The 20,340-nt window shown below is 58.2% G+C and carries 14 protein-coding genes; 2 read left to right on the top strand and 12 right to left on the bottom strand.

Going from position 1 to position 20,340, the window contains the following annotated elements:
* Nucleotides 1–195: 195 nt before the first annotated feature.
* Nucleotides 196–2,778: a cyanophycin synthetase gene (gene cphA, locus B9Z42_RS11335; protein ID WP_100133500.1), complete on the bottom strand. Its 2,583-nt coding sequence runs from the start codon at nucleotides 2,776–2,778 to the stop codon at nucleotides 196–198.
* On the bottom strand, nucleotides 2,778–5,024 hold the full coding sequence (gene cphA, locus B9Z42_RS11330) for a cyanophycin synthetase (RefSeq protein WP_233203618.1): 2,247 nt from the start codon (nucleotides 5,022–5,024) through the stop codon (nucleotides 2,778–2,780). Before cphA (B9Z42_RS11330) ends, cphA (B9Z42_RS11335) begins: the two co-directional genes overlap by 1 nt.
* A 118-nt stretch (nucleotides 5,025–5,142) precedes the next feature.
* On the opposite strand from cphA (B9Z42_RS11330), the gene B9Z42_RS11325 reads away from it, so the two are divergent.
* Complete coding sequence (locus B9Z42_RS11325) at nucleotides 5,143–7,425, top strand: ABC transporter ATP-binding protein (protein WP_100133498.1); 2,283 nt, start codon at nucleotides 5,143–5,145, stop codon at nucleotides 7,423–7,425.
* Nucleotides 7,422–7,901 carry a DUF1854 domain-containing protein gene (locus B9Z42_RS11320; RefSeq protein WP_100133497.1) on the top strand — a complete coding sequence of 160 codons (480 nt, stop codon included), beginning with the start codon at nucleotides 7,422–7,424 and terminating at the stop codon, nucleotides 7,899–7,901. The genes B9Z42_RS11325 and B9Z42_RS11320 overlap by 4 nt, the downstream gene beginning before the upstream one ends.
* A gap of 2 nt (nucleotides 7,902–7,903) precedes the next feature.
* On the opposite strand, the gene B9Z42_RS11315 is transcribed toward B9Z42_RS11320, so the two are convergent.
* From B9Z42_RS11315 to B9Z42_RS11270, 10 genes are all read right to left on the bottom strand, one after another.
* The gene (locus B9Z42_RS11315) at nucleotides 7,904–9,553 is read right to left on the bottom strand and encodes a phosphoethanolamine transferase (protein WP_100133516.1); all 1,650 of its coding nucleotides are present in this window, start codon (nucleotides 9,551–9,553) and stop codon (nucleotides 7,904–7,906) included.
* Between the two features lie 32 nt (nucleotides 9,554–9,585).
* Nucleotides 9,586–10,950 carry an MBL fold metallo-hydrolase RNA specificity domain-containing protein gene (locus B9Z42_RS11310; RefSeq protein WP_100133496.1) on the bottom strand — a complete coding sequence of 455 codons (1,365 nt, stop codon included), beginning with the start codon at nucleotides 10,948–10,950 and terminating at the stop codon, nucleotides 9,586–9,588.
* Nucleotides 10,951–10,983: 33 nt separating this feature from the next.
* Nucleotides 10,984–12,120, bottom strand: coding sequence for a molecular chaperone DnaJ (gene dnaJ, locus B9Z42_RS11305; protein WP_100133515.1), 1,137 nt, complete (start codon nucleotides 12,118–12,120; stop codon nucleotides 10,984–10,986).
* 103 nt (nucleotides 12,121–12,223) lie between these two features.
* Complete coding sequence (dnaK, locus tag B9Z42_RS11300) at nucleotides 12,224–14,146, bottom strand: molecular chaperone DnaK (RefSeq protein ID WP_100133495.1); 1,923 nt, start codon at nucleotides 14,144–14,146, stop codon at nucleotides 12,224–12,226.
* 71 nt (nucleotides 14,147–14,217) lie between these two features.
* Complete coding sequence (gene grpE, locus B9Z42_RS11295) at nucleotides 14,218–14,787, bottom strand: nucleotide exchange factor GrpE (RefSeq protein WP_100133494.1); 570 nt, start codon at nucleotides 14,785–14,787, stop codon at nucleotides 14,218–14,220.
* Nucleotides 14,788–14,968: 181 nt separating this feature from the next.
* Nucleotides 14,969–15,319, bottom strand: a complete 351-nt coding sequence (locus B9Z42_RS11290; RefSeq protein ID WP_100133493.1) for an FKBP-type peptidyl-prolyl cis-trans isomerase — start codon at nucleotides 15,317–15,319, stop codon at nucleotides 14,969–14,971.
* A 57-nt stretch (nucleotides 15,320–15,376) separates the two neighbouring features.
* Entirely contained in the window at nucleotides 15,377–15,814 is a 438-nt protein-coding gene (locus B9Z42_RS11285) for a MarR family winged helix-turn-helix transcriptional regulator (RefSeq protein ID WP_100133492.1), read from the bottom strand.
* A complete protein-coding gene (locus tag B9Z42_RS11280; RefSeq protein WP_100133491.1) occupies nucleotides 15,811–17,532 on the bottom strand; it encodes an acyl-CoA dehydrogenase family protein in 1,722 nt (573 codons plus the stop codon). Before B9Z42_RS11280 ends, B9Z42_RS11285 begins: the two co-directional genes overlap by 4 nt.
* Nucleotides 17,533–17,554: 22 nt before the next feature.
* Entirely contained in the window at nucleotides 17,555–18,559 is a 1,005-nt protein-coding gene (locus B9Z42_RS11275; RefSeq protein ID WP_100133490.1) for a Bug family tripartite tricarboxylate transporter substrate binding protein, read from the bottom strand.
* Nucleotides 18,560–18,604: 45 nt separating this feature from the next.
* A complete protein-coding gene (locus tag B9Z42_RS11270; RefSeq protein ID WP_100133489.1) occupies nucleotides 18,605–20,335 on the bottom strand; it encodes a tannase/feruloyl esterase family alpha/beta hydrolase in 1,731 nt (576 codons plus the stop codon).
* Nucleotides 20,336–20,340: the final 5 nt, after the last annotated feature.

The following is a 20,340-nucleotide window of genomic DNA, read 5'->3' as shown; positions in this document are numbered from 1 at the left end:
TCTTGCGCTCCGCTAAGGCGATCAGCCAGTGGCGGGGGCGACTCCTTCGCTTCGCTCTTAACGTCGCCGCCCCCGCCACTGGCTGATCGCCTTGGCTTCGGATTTTTGGGCAACCAGCATCAGCGAGAGAAGCACGCGTACCAGCAAAAAAGCCACTCATTTGAGTGGCTTTTTCGCAGGTGCAAACAAGAAAACTTAGCCAGCTAATGCTGCCGAGTTCACGCGTTGAGTGATGTGCGCCAAGGCTTCTTCGACTTGGTCAATCAAGATCAGGCACAAATCACCTTGTTGCAAGCGCTCCATGGCTCGGTCGATGGCCAAGAATTCGCCATGGATCTCGTCGATGTGCGTGGTGCGCTTGGCGCCATCCAAGCCTTGACGCAACAGCTTGAGCACTTCTCCATCCACACGGCCACGTTGGCAGGCGTCTTGGTAGAGCACCACGTCGTCAAAGGCTTCACCAATGAGGCGAGTTTGTTCGCGTATGTCTTCGTCGCGGCGGTCTCCTGCGCCACTGATGACCACACTGCGTCGCTGGGCGGGCAGGTTGGTGACGGCTTGCACCAAGGCTTTGATGGCGTCGGGGTTGTGGCCGTAGTCGGCAATGACGGTGGCACCTTTGTAGTCGAACACGTTGAAGCGTCCGGGCACGGCGTTGCTGTCGCTGACAAAGGTGGCGAGGCCTTTGCAAATGGTGGTCCAAGGTATGCCGACGGCCCATGCTGCACCGATGGAGGCCATGGCGTTTTCGATTTGAAAGCCAATCGCGCCGCTGCGTGTCACCGGAATCTCTGACAAAGGAATACGAACCGAGTGGTTGCCTTGCATGCAGATGATTTGATCATCTTCCACAAACAGCACGCGTTTGCCCTGTGCGCGGTGCGTGGCGATGATGGGGTGGTGTGCATCTAAGCCAAAGAACGTCACTTGGCCAGGGCAACTGTTGGCCATGGCGGCGACGATGGGGTCGGTGGCGTTCAAGACGGCAGTGCCTGTCGGCGCGACGTTTTGCACGATGACGCGTTTCAACACCGCCAAGTCCTCGACGGTGGAGATGTAGTTCAAGCCCAGGTGGTCTCCCATGCCAATGTTGGTGACCACCGCCACCTGGCATCGGTCAAAGGCCAAGCCTTCGCGCAGCATGCCGCCGCGTGCCGTCTCTAGCACGGCAGCGTCGACGTCGGGGTGCATCAGCACATTGCGTGCGCTGCGGGGGCCACTGCAGTCGCCGCTGTCGGTTTGACGGCCATTGACATACACGCCATCGGTGTTGGTCATGCCCACGCGCAAGCCGTTGGCACGCAGCAGGTGAGAGGTGAGTCGCACGGTGGTGGTTTTGCCGTTGGTGCCGGTCACCGCAATGACGGGAATTCGGCCATCGTCACCATCAGGGAACATGGTGGAGATGACGGCTTCACCCACGTCGCGGCCCTTGCCAAATGACGGGCTCAAGTGCATACGAAGGCCGGGCGCTGCGTTGACTTCGACCACGCCTCCGCCTTGCTCTTCCATCGGGCGAAGCACCGACTCGCACACCACGTCCACACCACAAATATCGAGGCCGACCATTTGGGCTGCTGCGATGGCACGCAATGCCACCTCCGTGTGCACATCGTCCGTCACGTCTGTCGCCGTGCCGCCAGTGGACAGGTTGGCGTTGTTACGCAGAATTACGCGTGCACCTTTGGCGGGCACCGATGTGGCTTCAAAACCTTGTTCTTTGAGGCGTGCGATGGCGATGTCGTCAAAGCGAATTTTGGTCAGCGAGGTGGCATGGCCTTCGCCACGGCGCGGGTCTGCGTTGACGATATCGACCAGCTCGCGCACGGTGTTCTTGCCGTTGCCTATCACCAAGGGCGGTTCGCGACGTGCGGCAGCAACCAGCTTGCTGCCCACCACCAACAAGCGGTAATCGCTGCCTTGAAGGAAACGCTCGACCAACACTTCATTGCGGAAGGACACCGCGGTGGTGTAGGCGCTTTTAACGCCATCTTCCGTGGAGACGTTCACGGAGATGCCCTTGCCTTGGTTGCCGTCACGCGGCTTCACCACCACAGGCAAGCCGATTTCTTGTGCTGCGGCCCAGGCATCTTCAGCGCTGTGAACGGGACGGCCCAAAGGCACTGGCACACCGGCTGCATGCAGCAGCTTTTTGGTGAGTTCTTTGTCTTGCGCGATGGACTCAGCTATCGCGCTGGTGGAGTCAATCTCTGCGGCTTGGATACGGCGTTGTTTGCTGCCCCAACCCAGTTGCACCAAACTGCCTTCCGTCAAGCGGCGGTAGGGAATACCTCGGGTCACGGCGGCATCCACGATGGACCCCGTGGAGGGCCCCAAACGAATGTCTTCGTCCAAGTTGCGGAGTTGATCAACTGCGGCGTCGACATCAAACGTGGTGTTGTGAAAAGCGGCATCACACAGTTCAGCCGCCAGCTTCAACGCCAAACACCCCACATCCTCTTCGGTGTATTCCACCGCTACCTGAAACAAGCCTTCGTCTGTGGTGAGGTTGGTGCGGCTGAACGTGACGGGGCAACCCGCTTCAATTTGCAAATGTAAGGTCGCGGCCTCTAGCGCGTGCGCCATGCTGAGCTTGACATCTTTGCCAGTAGGACGGAGGCTGCCGACCCCAGGAAACAGATTGCGCAAACGACCCTCAAACTCGGGCAGTTGGCTCAAATCGATTTCAGCAGCGTCACAGCGAACCATGGCTTCAACGGCTGTGTGACGGGTCCAGAGATTAGGCCCACGCAGGGCTCGGGTGCGAGAGACTTCCATTACGCAATCTTTCTATCAGCGGCTTTGACCACATGTGATTTGTTTTGACCGAAGTTCTTCAAACCGGCGCGAATGAGCAACGGTGCAATGTCGAGCGACCAAGCTGCCGCTACAGCTGCCAACAAGGTGGAGATGTGCAATCCACCTTGGAGTAAGCGTGCGATGAGTTCCAAATCGAGATGGAAAAGTTGGGTTTCTTGATCGCCACGGGCCAAGGTGACATGCCCTTCTTTGCAATACACCGCGCGTCCGCCTTGCTGTCGGTGTGCCGTGACGGTGGTATTGCTGTGGTCTTTGGCGTAATACACCACTTCGCCATCGCTCAATTCAGCCAGGCCCACGACTGCTTCTTCGTCGGCATTGAGCACCGCTGCGCCTTCAGGCAGCACCAAGTCGATTTGGGTGCGAATGACGGTGCGCATTTGCTCTGGCGTTTGGATGTCGTGCTGTTGAATCAGCGCGTCATTGGTCTCAGGCATGTTGGTGACCACACCGACCAAACAGCGGTCGTAAGCCAAGCCTTCATTGAGGATGTGCGAAGGAGAAGTTTCGAACACGGCAGCATCCAGTGCACGGTTGATCAACAAGCGCTCTGAAAACTCAAAACCTCGCGCATCTTTTTTGCCCAAATGCTGTTGGTCCATATAGAGGCCGTCTTGGCAAGCCAAGCCAGTGCGTTTGCCAGACAAATGCAGCAACCAAGCTATCAATTGCGACAACTCGGTGACTTGTTGTGTGCCCACCACCCCCACCACTGGAATTCGGCCGGATTCATTGGCACCAAACAAATGCTCGACGATGGCTTTGCCCACGGGGCGAGGTTGACCCACGGCAGGTTTGACGTGCATCAACAAGCCTGGGCCTGCGTTGACTTCGATGATGGCGCCTTGGGTTTCTTCCAGCGAGCGCGAGATGTCTTGGGTGACGATGTCAATGCCGGCAATGTCCAAGCCCACCACGCGGGCGGCGAGTGTGGCCACTGCCGCGACGTCGGGGTGAACCAAGTCGGTCACATCGTTGTTCAAGTTGCCATTGCGCTGCACCACCACGATGCGGTCTTTCGCAGGCACGCTGGTGGGCTCTAGGCCTTGGCGTTGAATTTCAAGCAGCGACATTTCCCCGCGTGCGGTGTGCAAGCGAATCAAATCCAGTGGGAAACCTTCAGCTTCGCCGCGTCGTGGGTCAGAGTTGATTTGCAGTTCAATCAGTTGCTCCACAGTCGATTGGCCGTCGCCGGTGACGCAGGCTGTTTCGCCACGGGTGGCGGCCACCACGCGGTCGCCCACCACCAGCACACGGTGTTCATCGCCGCGCACATAGCGTTCGATCAAGACGCCGCTGCCTTCTTTGTCGGCGGCCGCCCACGCGTTGCGTACGCCTTCTTCGGTGTTCACGTCCAAGGACACGCCCCAGCCGCGGTTGCCGTCCAGCGGTTTCACAACAACGGGCAGTCCAATGTCTTGCGCGGCAGCCCAAGCTTCGTCCGATGTCTTGACCACTTGGCCTTCTGGCACGGGAATGCCGCATTGGGTTAGCAAGCGCTTGGTCAAGTCTTTGTCGCTGGAGATGCTCTCAGCGATGGCGCTGGTGCGGTCTGTTTCAGCCGTCCAAATGCGACGTTGACGCGAGCCGTAACCTAATTGCACCAAATTGCCTTCTGTCAAGCGAATGAACGGGGTTTTGCGTTCTACCGCTGCGTCCACGATGCAGGCGGTGCTGGGGCCCAGACAGCGCTTGTCAGCAATGCCTTTGAGGCGGTTGATGGTGGCGGTGATGTCGTAAGGCTGGTTGTTGGCCGCCGACATCACAATCTCACGGGCCGCTAAAAAGCTTTCGCGACCCAGCTCTTCGTGCTCGGTGCGAAACACCACTTTGTAAATGCCGCGTTTGCTGATCTCGCGGGCTTTGCCAAACTCTGCGCGTGCACCGGCCAATAATTGCAGTTCGATGGAGACATGCTCCATGATGTGGCCCATCCAGGTGCCGCCTACCAAACGGGTCAGAAAGCCGCCGCGATGACCGACCCCGCAGTGGTGCTCAACCAAGCCAGGCAACCAAGCGTTGAGGCGGTCGTTGAATCCTTCAATTTTGTTGGAGGGGTGGTCTTCCATCTCACCCAAATCAATCAGCGCCTCGATGATGGGGCGGTAGGTCCAGATGTTGGGTCCACGCAAGTAGTTCATGCGCAGAATTTGAATGTCTTTGAATGCCATGTTTTGATGTGGGTAGGCTAGGGGGGAACTCAAACCGCGCTGCGTGTCAAAAGCCGGTCAGCCCAAGGTCGGGCGATACAATCTTTGGTATGCGATGTTGGGTGCAACAAGTTCCAGGCTCCTGCTTTTTTGTGCGGAAACTATTAAAAGAATGAATTCTTCTCTTTCGGCTTCTGCCAGCGTTTTGTTGCCCCCTGTTTGGGTGACGCCAGCGCTAGCTCAACTCTCTTCACAAGAAAACGTTCTAGCTTGCTTGGAGGTTGACTTAGATGCCCAATTGCAGTTCGCATCGGGGCTATTGATTGTGACAGACCAGCGGGTGCTTTCTGCCCAGAGAAATGGCCCAGAGCTCGTCTGGTCCTCTTGGCCGTTGGTGGCGGATGGCGTGATGCAACATGCCGACTATGCGGGTGTTGGCACCTTGGCCTTGGTGAATGCCAAGCAACGTTTGGCGAGCTGGCGCTTCACCCTCACGCACAACGTGCAGGCCATGCGTTTGCAAGAAGTGTTTGCAGACCGCATTGAGGTGCTGACCCACGGTAAATCCTTGGCCGCCATGGCGCAAGCGCGTTGCCCGCAATGCAAGCTACCGCTTGAGACAGCGGGTGATGCCTGCCCCGTTTGCAGCCGGGAGCAACATGCGCCCTTGTCCACGTGGGGGCTGTTTCGTTTGTGGCGCTTTGCCCAGCCTTACCGTTGGCGTTTGTTCGCAGGTTTTTTATTGACCTTGGCTTCGACCGCAGCTACCTTGGTGCCGCCCTACCTGACCATGCCTTTGATGGACGATGTGTTGATTCCGTTCCAAAACGGCAAACACATCGACGAAGACTTGGTCATGATGTATTTGGGTGGCCTGTTGGGCGCTGCCGCCTTGGCGTGGGGCTTGGGCTGGGCCAAAACCTACATCTTGGCCTTGGTCTCTGAGCGTATTGGCGCGGATTTGCGTACCACGGCCTACGAGCACCTCATGCGTTTGTCGCTGGAGTACTTTGGCGGACGCCGCACGGGCGATTTGATGAACCGTATTGGCGCCGAGACCGACCGCATTTGTGTGTTTTTATCGCTCCACTTGCTGGACTTCGCCACCGACGTGCTGATGATCTTGATGACCGCCGGCATCTTGATCAGTATCGACCCGCGCTTGGCCGCGGCCACCTTGCTGCCTCTGCCTTTCATCGTGTGGTTGATCCACACCGTGCGTGACAAGCTGCGCACTGGCTTCGAGAAGATTGACCGTGTGTGGTCCGAACTGACCAACGTGCTGGCCGACACCATTCCTGGCATCCGCGTGGTCAAAGCGTTTGCCCAAGAGCGCCGCGAAGCCAACCGCTTTCGCGATGCCAACAAGCACAACTTGGCGGTGAACGACCGCATCAACTTTGTATGGTCGCTGTTTTCGCCCACCGTCACGCTCATGACCGAGGTGGGTTTGCTGGTGGTCTGGGGCTTTGGCATTTGGTTGGTGTCTCACCACCAAATCACCGTAGGTGTGCTGACCGCGTTCTTAGCGTACATCGGCCGCTTCTACACGCGTCTTGACTCCATGAGCCGCATCGTGTCGCACACGCAGAAGGCGGCCGCTGGTGCCAAGCGTATTTTTGAAATTTTGGACCACGTGTCTAGCGTGCCCGAAACCAAGAACCCGCAGCAACTGCCCGTTCCTTTGCAAGGACGCATCGAGATTCAAGACGCAGGCTTTCGTTATGGCAACCGTGCTGTCATCCGCGGTATGAACCTGGACATTCGCCCTGGCGAAATGATCGGTTTGGTCGGCCAAAGCGGCTCGGGTAAGAGCACCTTGGTTAACCTGATTTGCCGTTTTTACGACGTGAGCGAAGGCGCCATCAAGGTCGATGGCATCGACATCCGCAACATTGCCTTGTCTGATTTCCGCAGTCACATTGGCATGGTGCTGCAAGAGCCATTCTTGTTCTTTGGCACGATTGCAGACAACATTGCTTACGGCAAGCCCGATGCCACACGCGAGGAAATCGTGTCGGCCGCCCGTGCAGCCCATGCGCATGAGTTCATCTTGCGTTTGCCCCAGGGGTATGACTCGCTGGTTGGCGAACGCGGTCAAGGCCTGTCGGGCGGCGAACGTCAACGCATCTCGATTGCGCGTGCTTTGCTGATCAACCCACGCATCCTCATCTTGGACGAAGCCACCGCCTCGGTGGATACCGAAACAGAGCAAGAAATTCAAAAGGCCTTGGACAACTTGGTGCAAGGCCGCACCACGATTGCCATTGCCCACCGTTTGTCCACCCTCAACAAAGCAGACCGTTTGGTGGTGATGGAGCAAGGCGTGGTGGTGGAAGAAGGCAATCACGAGACGTTGATGGCGCGTCAAGGTGCTTACTTCAGACTGTATGAAGCCCAAGCTAAAAATGGTGAAGGCGCGGTAGCGCGTGCTTCGACGAAGGAATCTGAATGAGTGCCCCGTTGACTTTGGCCTTCACTTTGGCTTTTGACCCCTTCGGCAAATTGGTGGTCACCTTGGCCGATGGCTCGCGGCATGTGGGCGCCGTGGTAGCCCGTGCTTTCCCGATTGCAACGCCCGATCAAGCCATCTCTATCCTGAGTGCCGAGGGCAAAGAACTGGCTTGGATTGAGCGTCTGAGCGATTTGTCTGAAGCGCAACGCGCGGTCGTGTCGCAGGCTTTGCAAAGCCGAGAGTTCATGCCCGAAATCTTGCGCTTGGACGGGGTGAACAGCTTTTCAACGCCCAGCGTTTGGCGTGTGCAGACTAGCCGTGGCCCAACCGAGTTTGTGTTGAAGGGCGAGGAGGACATTCGCCGTTTGAGCACCAACACCTTGATCGTGGCCGATGCCCACGGCGTGCAATTTTTGATCCGCGATTTGCCAGCACTCGACCGCCACACCCGCAAGCTGCTGGACCGCTTTTTATAAGCTCAGCGGTTGTTCGCGCAGTCAGCAAACAAATCCAGCTTTGGCTGATAGACCTCAGTCTTCACCGCCATCAACCCTAAAACCGAATGAAACAAGTGGTCGTGCGACAAGGCGCGGTCGCGTTGCTTTTGCAAGCAGCTGGTTTTGATGCGGCTTTGCGTTTCAAACGTGGGTGACAGCCAAGTGATGAGGGGCACTTGTTTTTGTTCTGCTGGTGCTACGGCGTAGGGCAAGCCGTGCAAGTACAAATTGTTTTCACCCAAGGACTCGCCGTGGTCGGCCACGTAGAACAGTGCGGTTGCGGCGGTTTTTTCTTTGTCCTTCAGCCAATGAATCGTGCGTGACAAAAAGTAGTCAGTGAAGAGCAAGGTGTTGTCATAGGCGTTGACCACTTGCGCCTGGCTGCATTGCGACAGCGAGGTGTCGGTGCATTCGGGAACGAAGGGTTTGAAAGCAGCAGGTGTGCGTTTGAAATACGCGGGCCCATGGCTGCCCATTTGGTGCATCACCACCACGGTGCCGCGCGCCATGCGCTCAGCGGGGAGCTTGGCCAGTTCTTGGTCCAACTGCGTCAGCATCACGGTGTCGCGACACTCGCCGTTTTCGCAGTGGTCAGGGAGTTTGAGTTCAGACGTGTTGACGTTGGCAATGCGATCGCATTGGCCTTTACAGCCTGATTGGTTGTCTATCCACAACACGGCGTAGCCAGCGCGTTGCAACACGTCTAACCAGTTTTCAAAATCATGGCTGCGCTTGGCAAAGCCCTCTCGGCCCAAATGCGAAAACATGCAAGGCACCGATGCGGCCGTGCTGGTGCCGCACGACATCACCTGGGTGAAGCTGGTGACGTTTTCTTGAGCCAACAGCGGGTTGGTGAGCCGGTTGTAGCCATTGAGAGAAAAATTGGCGCTGCGCGCGGTTTCACCTAAAACAAACAGCAGCAGCGGTGGGTGCTGCGTGGCACCTGCGCGTGGTGTGATGAGAGCATCCTCTCCCAACGGTTGAGGTGGGCCGTTGGGTCGATCGCTAGGGATGACCGTCAAATCCAGCAACGCGTACACACTGTTGAGCGGGTTAATTTGGTAGCGCAGTTGGGTGTGGTTGCGCATGAGTGAGGCAAAGTCTTGAAAGACAAGCTGTGTCGTGCCCAAGGTCACGGTCATTGCTGCGATCAACAACAACAGATTACGCAGCACTTGCTTGCCCAAAGGTGCAACAGACATGGGTTGGCGCCACAGCCAGACCATGGGTAATACGGCCAGCAAGAGCACCGTCACCCCCAAGCGCCAACTGAGTTGGTCGCGCGCTTCACGTGGGTCGGTTTGGAACACGTTGATCACCATCGGGGTGTCCACCACGATGCCGTACATCAGCATGTACGACGTTGCGAAAGCCGCCAATAAAAGCAACAAACTGATGGCGGGTTTGAGTGTCCAGCGCCAAGCCACCAGCGCCAAAAGAGCGGCCAAGGCGCTGGCGATGATGAGCGCAAAGGCAACACCAAAGAGCGCGCCATGCCAGCCGGTGAGATCGGGTAGGTTGTGCAGAGTGCGCCACAGCGCGAGGTTGCCCAACGTGGCTAACCACACGCTGGCCAGTAAAACCAAACGAAGGGCAGAACGTGTCGGACGACGCGGCTTATCTAAAAACATGGTGCGCATTGTCTCGCGCCTTTGTGCGGTGTTCAGGTGGGCCAAGTGCTGCCGTGCTCGGGGACCACAGCGCGCCATTGCAATTCTCTCTCAATGCGTTGTCGCAAAGCGTCGGCCGCAGCCGCTTCGCCGTGCACCACATAAACCTGACTAGGGGCGTTTTTCATGTGTTTGAGCCAGTCCACCAGTTGCGTGGCATCCGCGTGCGCCGACGAGGATTGCAGTTGCACCACTTCGGCATTGACCTCAATGTCTCGTCCATGCATGCGTACCCAAGCGCTGCCTTCTGCCAATGTGGCACCGCGTGTGCCCGGCGCTTGGTAGCCCGTCAGGATGACCATGTTGCGGTGATCGGGCAGGTAGTGCTCCAAATGGTGCAGCACCCGTCCGCCGGTGGCCATGCCGCTAGCTGCCAAGATGACCATGGGCCCGTGCCGCTTGGCCAGCGCCTTGGACGCTTCAGGCGTCTCGATCATCGTGGCCACATGCTTGAGCGCGCGCAAACCCTCATCGTCGAGTTTGTGTGCATCGGGGTGGCGTTGGTAGAGCTCACTGGTGTGCACGGCCATGGGGCTGTCTAAAAAGATGGGTAGGCCATGTGGTATGTCACCCTTGGCCTTGAGCTGCGCAATCGCATACAAAATGGCCTGCGCTCGGCCCACGGCAAACACGGGAACCACAGCCACACCGCCGCGTGCTGCCACGCGCTGAAGTGCCGGGCCTAACTCGGCCAACACATCCTCCTTGGGATGTTCGCGGTTGCCATAGGTGGATTCGATCAGCACCGTGTCTGCATCTGGCGGCAGGTCGGGGGCATTCATCAGCATGTCGTCGGGACGGCCCAAATCGCCGCTGAACAAAATGCGTCGGCCCGCCACTTCCACCAAGGCACTGGCTGCACCCAAAATGTGGCCCGCTGATGAAAACGTGACCTGCCAGCCGGGGAGGGGGGAGAAGGTTTTGCCGATCTGTTGTGCATGCAACGCATTCAGGCTCACCAATGCGTCGTGCTTGCCGTAAAGCGGCAGGGCGGGGGCGTGTTTGGAATAGCCTTTGCGATTGGCGAAGGCCGCGTCTTCTTCTTGAATGTGGCCGCTGTCGGGCAACAAAATGCCACACAAATCGCAGGTGGCCGGCGTGGCGTAAACACGCCCCTTGAAGCCTTGTTTGACCAGCAAGGGCAAGTAGCCGCTGTGGTCAAGGTGCGCATGTGTCAACAGCACCGCATCGATGTCAGCGGCGGCAAAAGGCGCTGGGTCCCAGTTGCGCAAACGCAGCTGTTTGTAGCCCTGAAACAAACCGCAATCGACCAGCAGGCGCTGGCCTTCATGGGTGACCAAATACTTAGAGCCGGTGACTGTGCCGGCTCCGCCCAAAAAGGTGATGTTGACGCTCATGCTTCAAGTATGCGCCTTTAAGAGCGTCGATTCTTAGCTGAAAAACCGCTTCAGCTTGTCAGCCCAACCGCCTTCAGCGGGAGAGTGTTTCGTGCCCCCTTTTTTCAGCGATTCATCCAGCTCTTTGAGCAATTTGCGTTGGTGCTCGGTCAGTTTGATCGGCGTCTCCACTGAAATGTGGCAGTACAAATCGCCGGGGAAGCTGGAGCGAATGCCTTTCAGGCCCTTGCCGCGCAAACGGAATTGTTTGTCGTTTTGGGTGCCTTCAGGAATGTCAATGGCCGCCTCGCCCGCCAGGGTCGGCACGCTGATCTCGCCGCCCAACGCCGCTGTGGTGAAGCTGATCGGAACGGAGCAATGCAGGTCGTCGCCATCGCGCTCGAAGATGTCGTGTTTCTTGACGCGAATCTCGATAAACAAATCACCGGGTGGCCCGCCATTGGTGCCAGGCTCACCGTTGCCCGTGCTGCGAATGCGCATGCCGTCATCAATGCCAGCTGGGATTTTGACTTCCAGTGTTTTCTGCTTTTTGATCTTGCCTTGGCCATGACACATGGTGCATGGGTCGGGAATGACCTTGCCTGAGCCTCGGCAGTGTGGGCAGGTTTGCTGCACGCTGAAAAAGCCTTGGCGCATTTGCACTTGGCCGCTGCCGTGACAGGTCGAGCAAGTTTTGACCGAGGTGCCAGGCTTGGCGCCGCTGCCATCACAGGTCTCGCACGCGTCCCAGCCGGGAATCTTGAGTTGCGCGTCTTTGCCGTTGGCCGCTTCTTCCAGCGTGATTTCCATGGCGTAGCTCAGGTCGTTGCCGCGGTAGACCTGACGACCGCCACCGCCGCCCCTGCGTTGCTGACCGAAGATGTCACCAAAGATGTCGCCAAACGCTTCACCAAAACCACCGCCAAAATCGCCACCGCCAGGGCCGCCGCGCATATTGGGATCGACGCCTGCATGGCCGTACTGGTCGTAGGCCGCGCGCTTTTGCGGATCGGACAACATCTCGTAAGCCTCTTTGACCTCTTTGAACATCGCCTCGGCTTCCTTGGCCTTTTCGCCTTGGTTGCGGTCGGGGTGGTGCTTCATCGCGAGTTTGCGATAAGCCTTTTTGATCTCGTCGTCGCTCGCGCCTTTGGCAAGGCCGAGAACTTCATAAAAATCGCGTTTGGACATGGTGTGGGCAGTGCCGTTTTTGTGGGGCTTGATCAAGACTTCGCCGCGTGTTCACCTTTGCAGGCGAAACGCGGCGAAATCAGCTCAGAAAGCGGAAAAGGGTTTAGCCTTTTTTGACTTCTTTCACTTCAGCGTCGACCACGTTGTCGTCGGCTGGTTTGGCTTCAGGGCCTGCGGCTGCGCCACCTGCCGCTTGTGCGGCTTGCATGTCGGCGTAGACTTTTTCACCCAACTTTTGCGAGGCAGTCATCAAGGTTTCGGTCTTGGCATCGATGTCGGCTTTGTCTTCGCCTTTCAGTGCTTCTTCGACGTCTTTGATCGCAGCTTCGATGGCTTCTTTTTCGCCCGCATCGAGTTTGTCGCCGTGCTCGCCCAAGCTCTTCTTCACGCTGTGAACAGCGGCATCAGCTTGGTTGCGCGACTGCACGATTTCGAGTTTCTTCTTGTCTTCAGCGGCGTTCAACTCGGCGTCTTTCACCATTTGTTGAATCTCGTCTTCTGACAAGCCAGAGTTGGCCTTGATCGTGATCTTGTTTTCTTTGCCGGTGGCTTTGTCTTTGGCGCCCACGTGCAAGATGCCGTTGGCGTCAATGTCAAACGACACTTCAATTTGTGGGGTACCGCGTGCTGCAGGCGCGATGCCTTCGAGGTTGAACTCACCCAAGCTCTTGTTGCCAGCAGCCATTTCGCGCTCGCCTTGGTAGACCTTGATGGTCACGGCAGGTTGGTTGTCGTCGGCGGTGGAGAAGGTTTGTGCAAACTTCGTGGGGATGGTCGTGTTCTTGACGATCATCTTGGTCATCACGCCGCCCAGGGTTTCGATGCCCAAAGACAGCGGGGTCACGTCGAGCAACAACACGTCGGTACGGTCGCCTGACAACACTTGGCCTTGAATCGCAGCGCCCACGGCCACGGCTTCGTCAGGGTTCACGTCACGACGAGGCTCTTGACCGAAGAACTCTTTGACCTTCTCTTGCACCTTGGGCATACGGCTCATACCGCCGACCAAGATCACGTCGTCAATGTCGCTGACTGACACGCCGGCGTCTTTGATGGCCATGCGGCAAGGGGCGATGGTGCGCTCAACCAACTCTTCCACCAACTGCTCCAACTTGGCGCGGTTGAGTTTGATGTTCAAGTGCTTAGGGCCTGAGGCGTCAGCCGTGATGTAGGGCAAGTTGATGTCGGTCGAGGTGGCCGATGACAACTCGATCTTGGCTTTTTCAGCGGCTTCTTTCAGGCGCTGCAAGGCCAACACGTCTTTGGACAAATCAACGCCAGATTCTTTCTTGAACTCGGAGATGATGAAGTCGATGATGCGTTGGTCGAAGTCTTCGCCGCCCAAAAACGTATCGCCGTTGGTGGACAACACTTCGAATTGTTTTTCGCCATCGACGTCGGCGATTTCGATGATGGACACGTCGAACGTGCCGCCACCCAAGTCATACACAGCAATCTTGCGATCGCCTTTTTCGGTTTTGTCCAAGCCGAACGCCAACGCCGCTGCGGTGGGTTCGTTGATGATGCGCTTGACGTCCAAGCCTGCGATGCGGCCTGCATCTTTGGTGGCTTGACGCTGTGCGTCGTTGAAGTAAGCGGGCACCGTGATGACGGCTTCAGTCACTTCTTCGCCGAGGTAGTCTTCGGCAGTTTTCTTCATCTTGCGCAGAATTTCAGCGCTGATTTGAGGCGGGGCCAACTTGTTGCCGCGCACTTCCACCCATGCGTCGCCGTTATCGGCTTTGGCAATGGTGTAGGGCATCAAATCGATGTCTTTTTGAACTTCTTTTTCGCTGAATTTGCGACCGATCAAACGCTTGACCGCGTACAGCGTGTTGCGTGGGTTGGTCACCGCTTGGCGCTTGGCCGAAGCGCCGACCAAGATTTCGCCGTCTTCTTGATACGCAATGATCGACGGGGTGGTGCGAGCGCCTTCGGCGTTCTCGATCACTTTGGTCGTGTTGCCTTCCATGATGGCCACGCACGAGTTGGTGGTGCCTAAGTCAATACCGATGATTCTTCCCATGTTCTTACTCCAGTGATTTTAAAAATTCAGATGGGCAGTAGTTAAGGCTAACTCTGCAGATTTCAAGTGGTTTATTTCGGTGCAGTCACGGTGACCAAGGCAGGGCGCAATACGCGCTCTGCGATCACGTAGCCTTTTTGCAGCACAGCGACGATGGTGTTGGGGTCTTGTTCAGCCGGCACCACGCTGATGGCTTGGTGCTGCGTGGGGTCAAACTTGGCGCCCGCTGCTGGGTCGATCGCGATGATCTTGTTGCGCTCCATGGCGCTTTTGAGTTGGCGCAAGGTGGCTTCTGCGCCTTCGCGGATTTGCTCAGGGGTGGCGGTTTGCACGGCCAAGCCAGCTTCGAGGCTGTCGAGGACGGGCAACAAACTGTCGGCAAAGCTCTCGAGGGCGAACTTGCGGGCTTTGGAGACTTCTTCGTCCGCACGGCGACGGGCGTTTTGTACATCGGCTTGGCCGCGCACATATTGGTCTTGCAACTCGGCTGCTTTGGCTTGCAATGCTGCGATTTCGGCTTGTGCTGCGGCCAGTGGGTCGATTGGGGCGGCTGGCTCAGCGGCTTGCGCCAGGGTTTGGGCGGCGGCTTGTAGCGCGGCTTCTTGTGCGGCGGCGTCGAGGGTGTGTGTAGGTTCAGACATGCTTGAAAGACTTGTTGAAAGCTAAGTTACGTAAAAAGATGGTTCAGACTTGGGGGCCGCAGACCCTATTTCAAGAGGGGTCTTACAAATAAAAGACGTCCTCAGTTGGTCCACTACAAAAAGCAACAGGGCCCCAAGGGGCCCCGTCAGGTCCGCGCAGGCTGCGCGGATAGTGCTGTCTTTATTCGATGCCGAGCAATTCCACATCAAATTTGAGGGTCGCGTTGGCCGGAATCACGCCGCCAGCGCCGCGGGCACCGTAGCCCAGTTCCGCGGGAATGATCAAGGTGCGTTGGCCACCGATTTTCATGCCTTGCACGCCTTCGTCCCAGCCTTTGATGACCATGCCGGCGCCCAAACCAAATTGAAAAGGGTCGTTGCGGTCACGGCTGGAGTCAAACTTGGCACCTTGCTCGCCGTCTTTGTAGAGCCAGCCGGTGTAGTGCACGCTGACGTATTGGCCAGCAGCGGCTGTAGCGCCGTCGCCTTCCACGGTGTCGATGTATTGCAGGCCGGAAGGGGTGGTGATCATGGGGAAGTCCTTGAGGGTCAGAAATCGAAGCTTTAGAGTGTAACGAGCCCCGCTGGCTCAGTTGGGCAAGTAAATCTTTTGGAGCAAGCGGGTGAGGGTCTTACGCTCAGTCGCGGTCAGGTTCGTGGCGGTACTCAAATCAGACACTTCGGCTGTGGCTTCGGCTTCACGCATCAGTGCACTGCCAGATTCCGTCAAGAACAAACCCACCGCACGGCCATCGGTCGGGTGGGGTTTGCGCTCAATCAGCTGACGTTTTTCAAAGGCTTTGAGAAACCCCACCAAGTTGGGCGGCAAGATATTGAGCACGCTGCACAGTTGGCGAGACGTGATGCCGGGGTTGTGCCCAATCAGCGACAGCACCGAAAAATCAACGGGTCGCAACTCGAACACCGCCATGCGCTCCATGAAGCGGCTGATGATGGTCAGAGAGGCTCGTCGGGTGTTGTAGCCCAGCAGCGTTTCGAGATAGCGGGTGTCGATGTCGTCGTTCATGTCGCGGTGAATTGTCCGCGAATCATGGCCGCGCGCATGCCGAACTCGGGCAGCACCCACGCGCGCAACGCGGTGGAAGGGGCTTGCCACCGTGCAGCGTCTGAGGCGTGTGCGGTGGCGGCTTGGTCAATTTGGGTCCAACTCCAAGCTAGCAACGCCAACGCAGCCAAACGCAGGTAGTCGCCCGCGATCCAACTTAAAGCGATGGCACCTTCTGACTGGCCGTTGACCTTCACCGCCTCTGCGGTGATGGCCCGCAACTGCGCAAACAAATCGAGCACTTGGGCTTCGTGCGGTTGGGCAGCCGACAGGGGCTGGGCCAATTCGTCCAGCAACGCGTTCAGGGCGCTGCCGCCGTCGCTCAAGACTTTACGCATCAGCAAGTCAATGGCTTGAATTTCGTTGGTGCCCTCGTAAATCATGGCGATGCGGGCGTCGCGCACGTTTTGCTCAATGCCCCATTCGCTGACATAGCCGTGGCCGCCAAAGACTTGCAAGCAGTCGCTCGCGCCATGAAAGCCTTGGTCTGTACAGGCCGATTTCAAGATGGGTGTGATCAAGGCGCACCAGCGCTGTGCTGATTCACGCTGCGCGGCGTCCGGGTGATGTTTGGCTTGGTCCAACGCCAAGCCTGTTTTGTAGGCCAGCACGCGCGAGCCATCGACCCAGGCGCGTTGTGTATCCAAAATGCGGCGCATGGCGGGGTGTTCGATGATCAAGTCAGCCGCAGCTGTGCCTTTGACACCCGCTGGTTTGGGCGCACGCATCTGGCGGCGCTCGTGGGCGTAGGCGTCGGCTTTTTGCCACGCGGCGTCGAGCAAACCCACGCCTTGCAGGGCAACGTGCAAGCGGGCCGCATTCATCATCACGAACATGGCGTTGAGGCCGCGCCCGACCTCGCCGATCAGCCAGCCTTGGGCTTCGTCAAAGCGCATCACGCAAGTGGGGCTGCCATGGATGCCCATCTTTTCTTCGATGCGCTCGCAATGCACCGCACTGCGCGTGCCGTCGGCGTAAAACTTGGGCACCAAAAACAGCGACAAGCCTTTGGGGCCAGCGGGTGCGTCGGGCAGGCGGGCCAACACCAAATGCACGATGTTGTCGGTCAAGTCGTGCTCGCCGCCCGAGATGAAAATTTTGGTGCCGCGGATGGCAAAGCTGCCGTCTGCTTGTGGCGTGGCGCGCGTGTTGGCCAGGCCTAAATCGCTGCCCGCGTGGGGCTCGGTCAAACACATGGTGGCCAGCCATTCGCCGGTGCCCACCTTCGTCAAATATTGCGCTTTAAGCTCAGCGCTGGCATGGTGCTTGATGCATTCATAGGCACCGTGCAGCAAGCCAGGGGCCATGCTCCAACCTTGGTTGGCGGCGGACAGCCATTCGTACAACACGCTTTCCAGCACGGCAGGCAAGGCTTGGCCGCCGTCTTCGGTGGCGGTGCTCAGCGAGGCCCAGCCGGACTGCCAAAACGCTTGGTACGCCGCTTTGAAACCGGGTGGCATGGTGACCACCCCGTCTTGAATATGTGCGCCGACTTCATCGCCGACGCGGTTGAGGGGGGCGATTTGCTCGCCCACAAATTTGCCGGCTTCTTCCAGCACCTGGTTCATAAGGTCGGCATCGACCTCGGCGAACGCAGGCATTTCTGCGATGCGTTGCGGCACATGAAGCACCTTCTCCAAGATGAATTGGATGTCTTCAAGACGGGGTTGGTAAGTCATGTGCTCAGCTCCGCAGGGTCGATCAGGATTCAGCCGTGAAGCCGATGCGTTTGACGATGGGGCCCCACACGTCGTACTGCTTCTTCATGTCGCGCGCCATGTCTTCGGCCGAGCCGCCTACGGGCACCATGCCAGACAAGGCCAAGCTGTCGATGACCACTTTGTCCTTCAGGGCCACGTTGATGGCAGCGTTGGCCGCTGCGATCACGTTGGCGGGAGTTTTGGCGGGAGCGTAGAAGCCGAACCATTCTTCGACGACCAAGTCCGTGAAGCCTTGTTCTGCGAAGGTCGCCACTTCAGGCACAAACGGTGAGCGTGTGCGGCCCGACGTGGCGATGATGCGCAGCTTGCCCGCTTTGTGGTTGGCGATGAAGTCGCCGTGGGGCGTGATCATGGAGGCCAATTGACCGCCAATCACGTCGGCAATGCCGGGCACCGAGCCACGGTAAGGGATGTGTTTGAGGTCGACGTTGTTGTTCAAGCCGAGCAACGCACCCAAGAAGTGAGGGGTCGAACCGGCAGCGGGTGAGCCGTAGCTGGCGTCGTTGGGGTTGGCTTTGGCCCAAGCCAAGTAGTCTTTCACGTTTTTCACGCTGGCGGGCACCATGGGGCCCACGGCCAAACCGTGTGACAACATGGAGCCCATGGCCACAGGCACGAGGTCTTTGAAGGGGTCGTAGCTCAGCTTGCTGTAGATGTGCGGGTAAATCGCCATCATGGAGTAGGGCGTCAACAACAGCACGGAGCCGTCGGCAGGGGCGGCTTTCACCGTTTCCACGGCGATGCGGCCGGCAGCACCGGTTTTGTTTTCAACCACGGCACCGTTCTTGGTGTAGCTGCTGTTGCCCAGTTTGTCGCCAATTCGGCGGCTGGTCACGTCGGCGCTGCCACCGGCGGGGAAGCCGTTGACGATTTTGACCAGTTCAAGCGGCAAGGCACCGCTTTGCGCAAAGGCGCTGAACGGTGCGAGGGCACCCAGTGCCACAGGGGCGAGGGCGGTTTGGATGAATTGACGGCGATTGCTCATGGTTTGTCTCCTGTTAAAAATCGTGGAATGAAACGGTTGAAAAAATCAGTGGCACGCAAAGTTCGAGGCTTCTTCGAGAGAGCCCGAGCCTTTGTAGCGCGCGGTGGTGGGGTAAGCGCACAACGGGCGTGAGCGCTTGGCGGCCCATGACTTGGGCAGTTCGGAGTTGCCGGCCGCTTCGTTGCGGACTTGGGCGATGGTGGCTTGTGGCGCAATACCTTGTTCCACCCATTGGACCAAGGGCGTCAGCAAATCAAATTGGTCAGTGGCTGCACCACCGCTGCAGTGGAGCATGCCTGGCACGGGGAAGTAGCGTGCAAAGTCAGCCGCTTTGCCGTCTTGTGTCTGGTTGACGCGCAACCACCACTGACGCGAGTCGTCGGCCGAGAAAATCGGGTCGCTCACGCCGTGGTAGATCATCATCTTCGCGCCGCGCTCACGCAGCGGCGTGAGGTTAGAGGGGTTGTTGTGACCGGGGGGCGTCATCAAACTCATACCCGATTCGGTGTAGGTGGCGTTGGTCGCGTTGAACAGCGCTGGGCGTGCGTTGATGTCGATCTTCAACGGGTCCACGCGATCAGGCGGGCTGCTGAAAACTGCGCCCACGGCCAGCGGGTCGAGCGCCAACGCATTGACAAATTTCCACATCGCCCAATTCCCACCTGCGACGCCTGTGTCGTAGGGGAAGCTGGCGTAAATGGGCTGACCGTCAGCGGTGGTGCCGCCCGCAAACACACGGGCCACCACTTGTTTTTGTTCGGCCGTCAAGCAACTGCCGTCGCGAGTGGCGGTGCAGGTTTTGACGTCACGTTGCAAATCAAAGCTGCTTTGGCAGGCTTGGGTGTTTTGCACCAAACCGTCATGCGCGCCGTCGAGGGCATCACACACGTCCAAGATGCGGCGGCCCACCATTTGACGTTCGGTCGCCGTGAAGGCGCTCTCTAAATCGACCAAGCTGCCATTCGGGTTCATGGGGTGTTTGACGGTGGCGCCTGGCGTGGCCAGGGTTTGCCATTGCTGTGCGCCCCAGAGTTGGGCCAAGGCGGCATTGGGCAAGCGGTAACCAGGGGCACCGGCCAAGTAGCCGTCGTACTGGTCGCCCAAACGAGAGGCTGCCACCAAAGTGTGGCGTCCACCGTTGGAGCAACCGCCGATGTAGGAACGGTCGGGCGCTTTGCCATAGGCGGTTTGAATCAACGCTTTGGCCATGGGCGTGAGGCTGGCGACGGCTTGGTAGCCGTAGTCGAGTCGAGCTTGGGGTTCCATGCCAAAGTAGGGTGTTTGGGGGCCCGTGTGACCAGCGTCCGAGCTGATCACGGCAAATCCTTGCATCAGCGCGCCCGTGATGGGCCCGCCGCCCAATGCACCCAAAGCGGGTTGCACCGAGCCGTCGAGCCCGCCGTTGCCTTGGTAATAAAAACGACCATTCCACTGTTGAGGCAAACGCATTTCAAAGCCAATGGCGTAGTCGCGGCCATCGCTGCCTTTGCGCTTGTTCATTTGGCCAGCTACGCGGCAGTGTTCGGGCAGGGGTTGGTTGCCTTGCTTCATCACACCGGCTGCCACGCGAGCGCTGCTGTCGATCTGAGTGCGCGCGAAGTTGAATTGCTGCGGCAAAGCGTCGCAGTTTTGCAAGCTGGCGCCGACCGCGGGCGTGAGCTGTTGCATGGGGCTAGCGGCTTGCCAAGGCAGGCCACTACAGCCCGCGATCAGCGTGGCACTCAAGGTGCAGGCCAAGGTGATGTGGCTGGCGCGAGGCACTGAGATCGGTGTCATGTGAT

Source organism: Limnohabitans sp. B9-3 (genome assembly GCF_002778325.1).
Lineage (GTDB): Bacteria > Pseudomonadota > Gammaproteobacteria > Burkholderiales > Burkholderiaceae_C > Limnohabitans > Limnohabitans kasalickyi.
Note: the sequence above shows the minus strand (reverse complement) of the source record. Positions and strands in the feature narration are given on the sequence as shown.

What these genes read in the sequence shown, in the direction of transcription:
- cphA (WP_100133500.1), bottom strand. Translation starts at nt 2,778, where the DNA reads ATGGAAGTCTCTCGCACCCGAGCCCTGCGTGGGCCTAATCTCTGGACC.
- B9Z42_RS11325 (WP_100133498.1), top strand. Translation starts at nt 5,143, where the DNA reads ATGAATTCTTCTCTTTCGGCTTCTGCCAGCGTTTTGTTGCCCCCTGTT.
- B9Z42_RS11320 (WP_100133497.1), top strand. Translation starts at nt 7,422, where the DNA reads ATGAGTGCCCCGTTGACTTTGGCCTTCACTTTGGCTTTTGACCCCTTC.
- B9Z42_RS11315 (WP_100133516.1), bottom strand. Translation starts at nt 9,553, where the DNA reads ATGTTTTTAGATAAGCCGCGTCGTCCGACACGTTCTGCCCTTCGTTTG.
- B9Z42_RS11310 (WP_100133496.1), bottom strand. Translation starts at nt 10,950, where the DNA reads ATGAGCGTCAACATCACCTTTTTGGGCGGAGCCGGCACAGTCACCGGC.
- dnaJ (WP_100133515.1), bottom strand. Translation starts at nt 12,120, where the DNA reads ATGTCCAAACGCGATTTTTATGAAGTTCTCGGCCTTGCCAAAGGCGCG.
- dnaK (WP_100133495.1), bottom strand. Translation starts at nt 14,146, where the DNA reads ATGGGAAGAATCATCGGTATTGACTTAGGCACCACCAACTCGTGCGTG.
- grpE (WP_100133494.1), bottom strand. Translation starts at nt 14,787, where the DNA reads ATGTCTGAACCTACACACACCCTCGACGCCGCCGCACAAGAAGCCGCG.
- B9Z42_RS11290 (WP_100133493.1), bottom strand. Translation starts at nt 15,319, where the DNA reads ATGATCACCACCCCTTCCGGCCTGCAATACATCGACACCGTGGAAGGC.
- B9Z42_RS11285 (WP_100133492.1), bottom strand. Translation starts at nt 15,814, where the DNA reads ATGAACGACGACATCGACACCCGCTATCTCGAAACGCTGCTGGGCTAC.
- B9Z42_RS11280 (WP_100133491.1), bottom strand. Translation starts at nt 17,532, where the DNA reads ATGACTTACCAACCCCGTCTTGAAGACATCCAATTCATCTTGGAGAAG.
- B9Z42_RS11275 (WP_100133490.1), bottom strand. Translation starts at nt 18,559, where the DNA reads ATGAGCAATCGCCGTCAATTCATCCAAACCGCCCTCGCCCCTGTGGCA.
- B9Z42_RS11270 (WP_100133489.1), bottom strand. Translation starts at nt 20,335, where the DNA reads ATGACACCGATCTCAGTGCCTCGCGCCAGCCACATCACCTTGGCCTGC.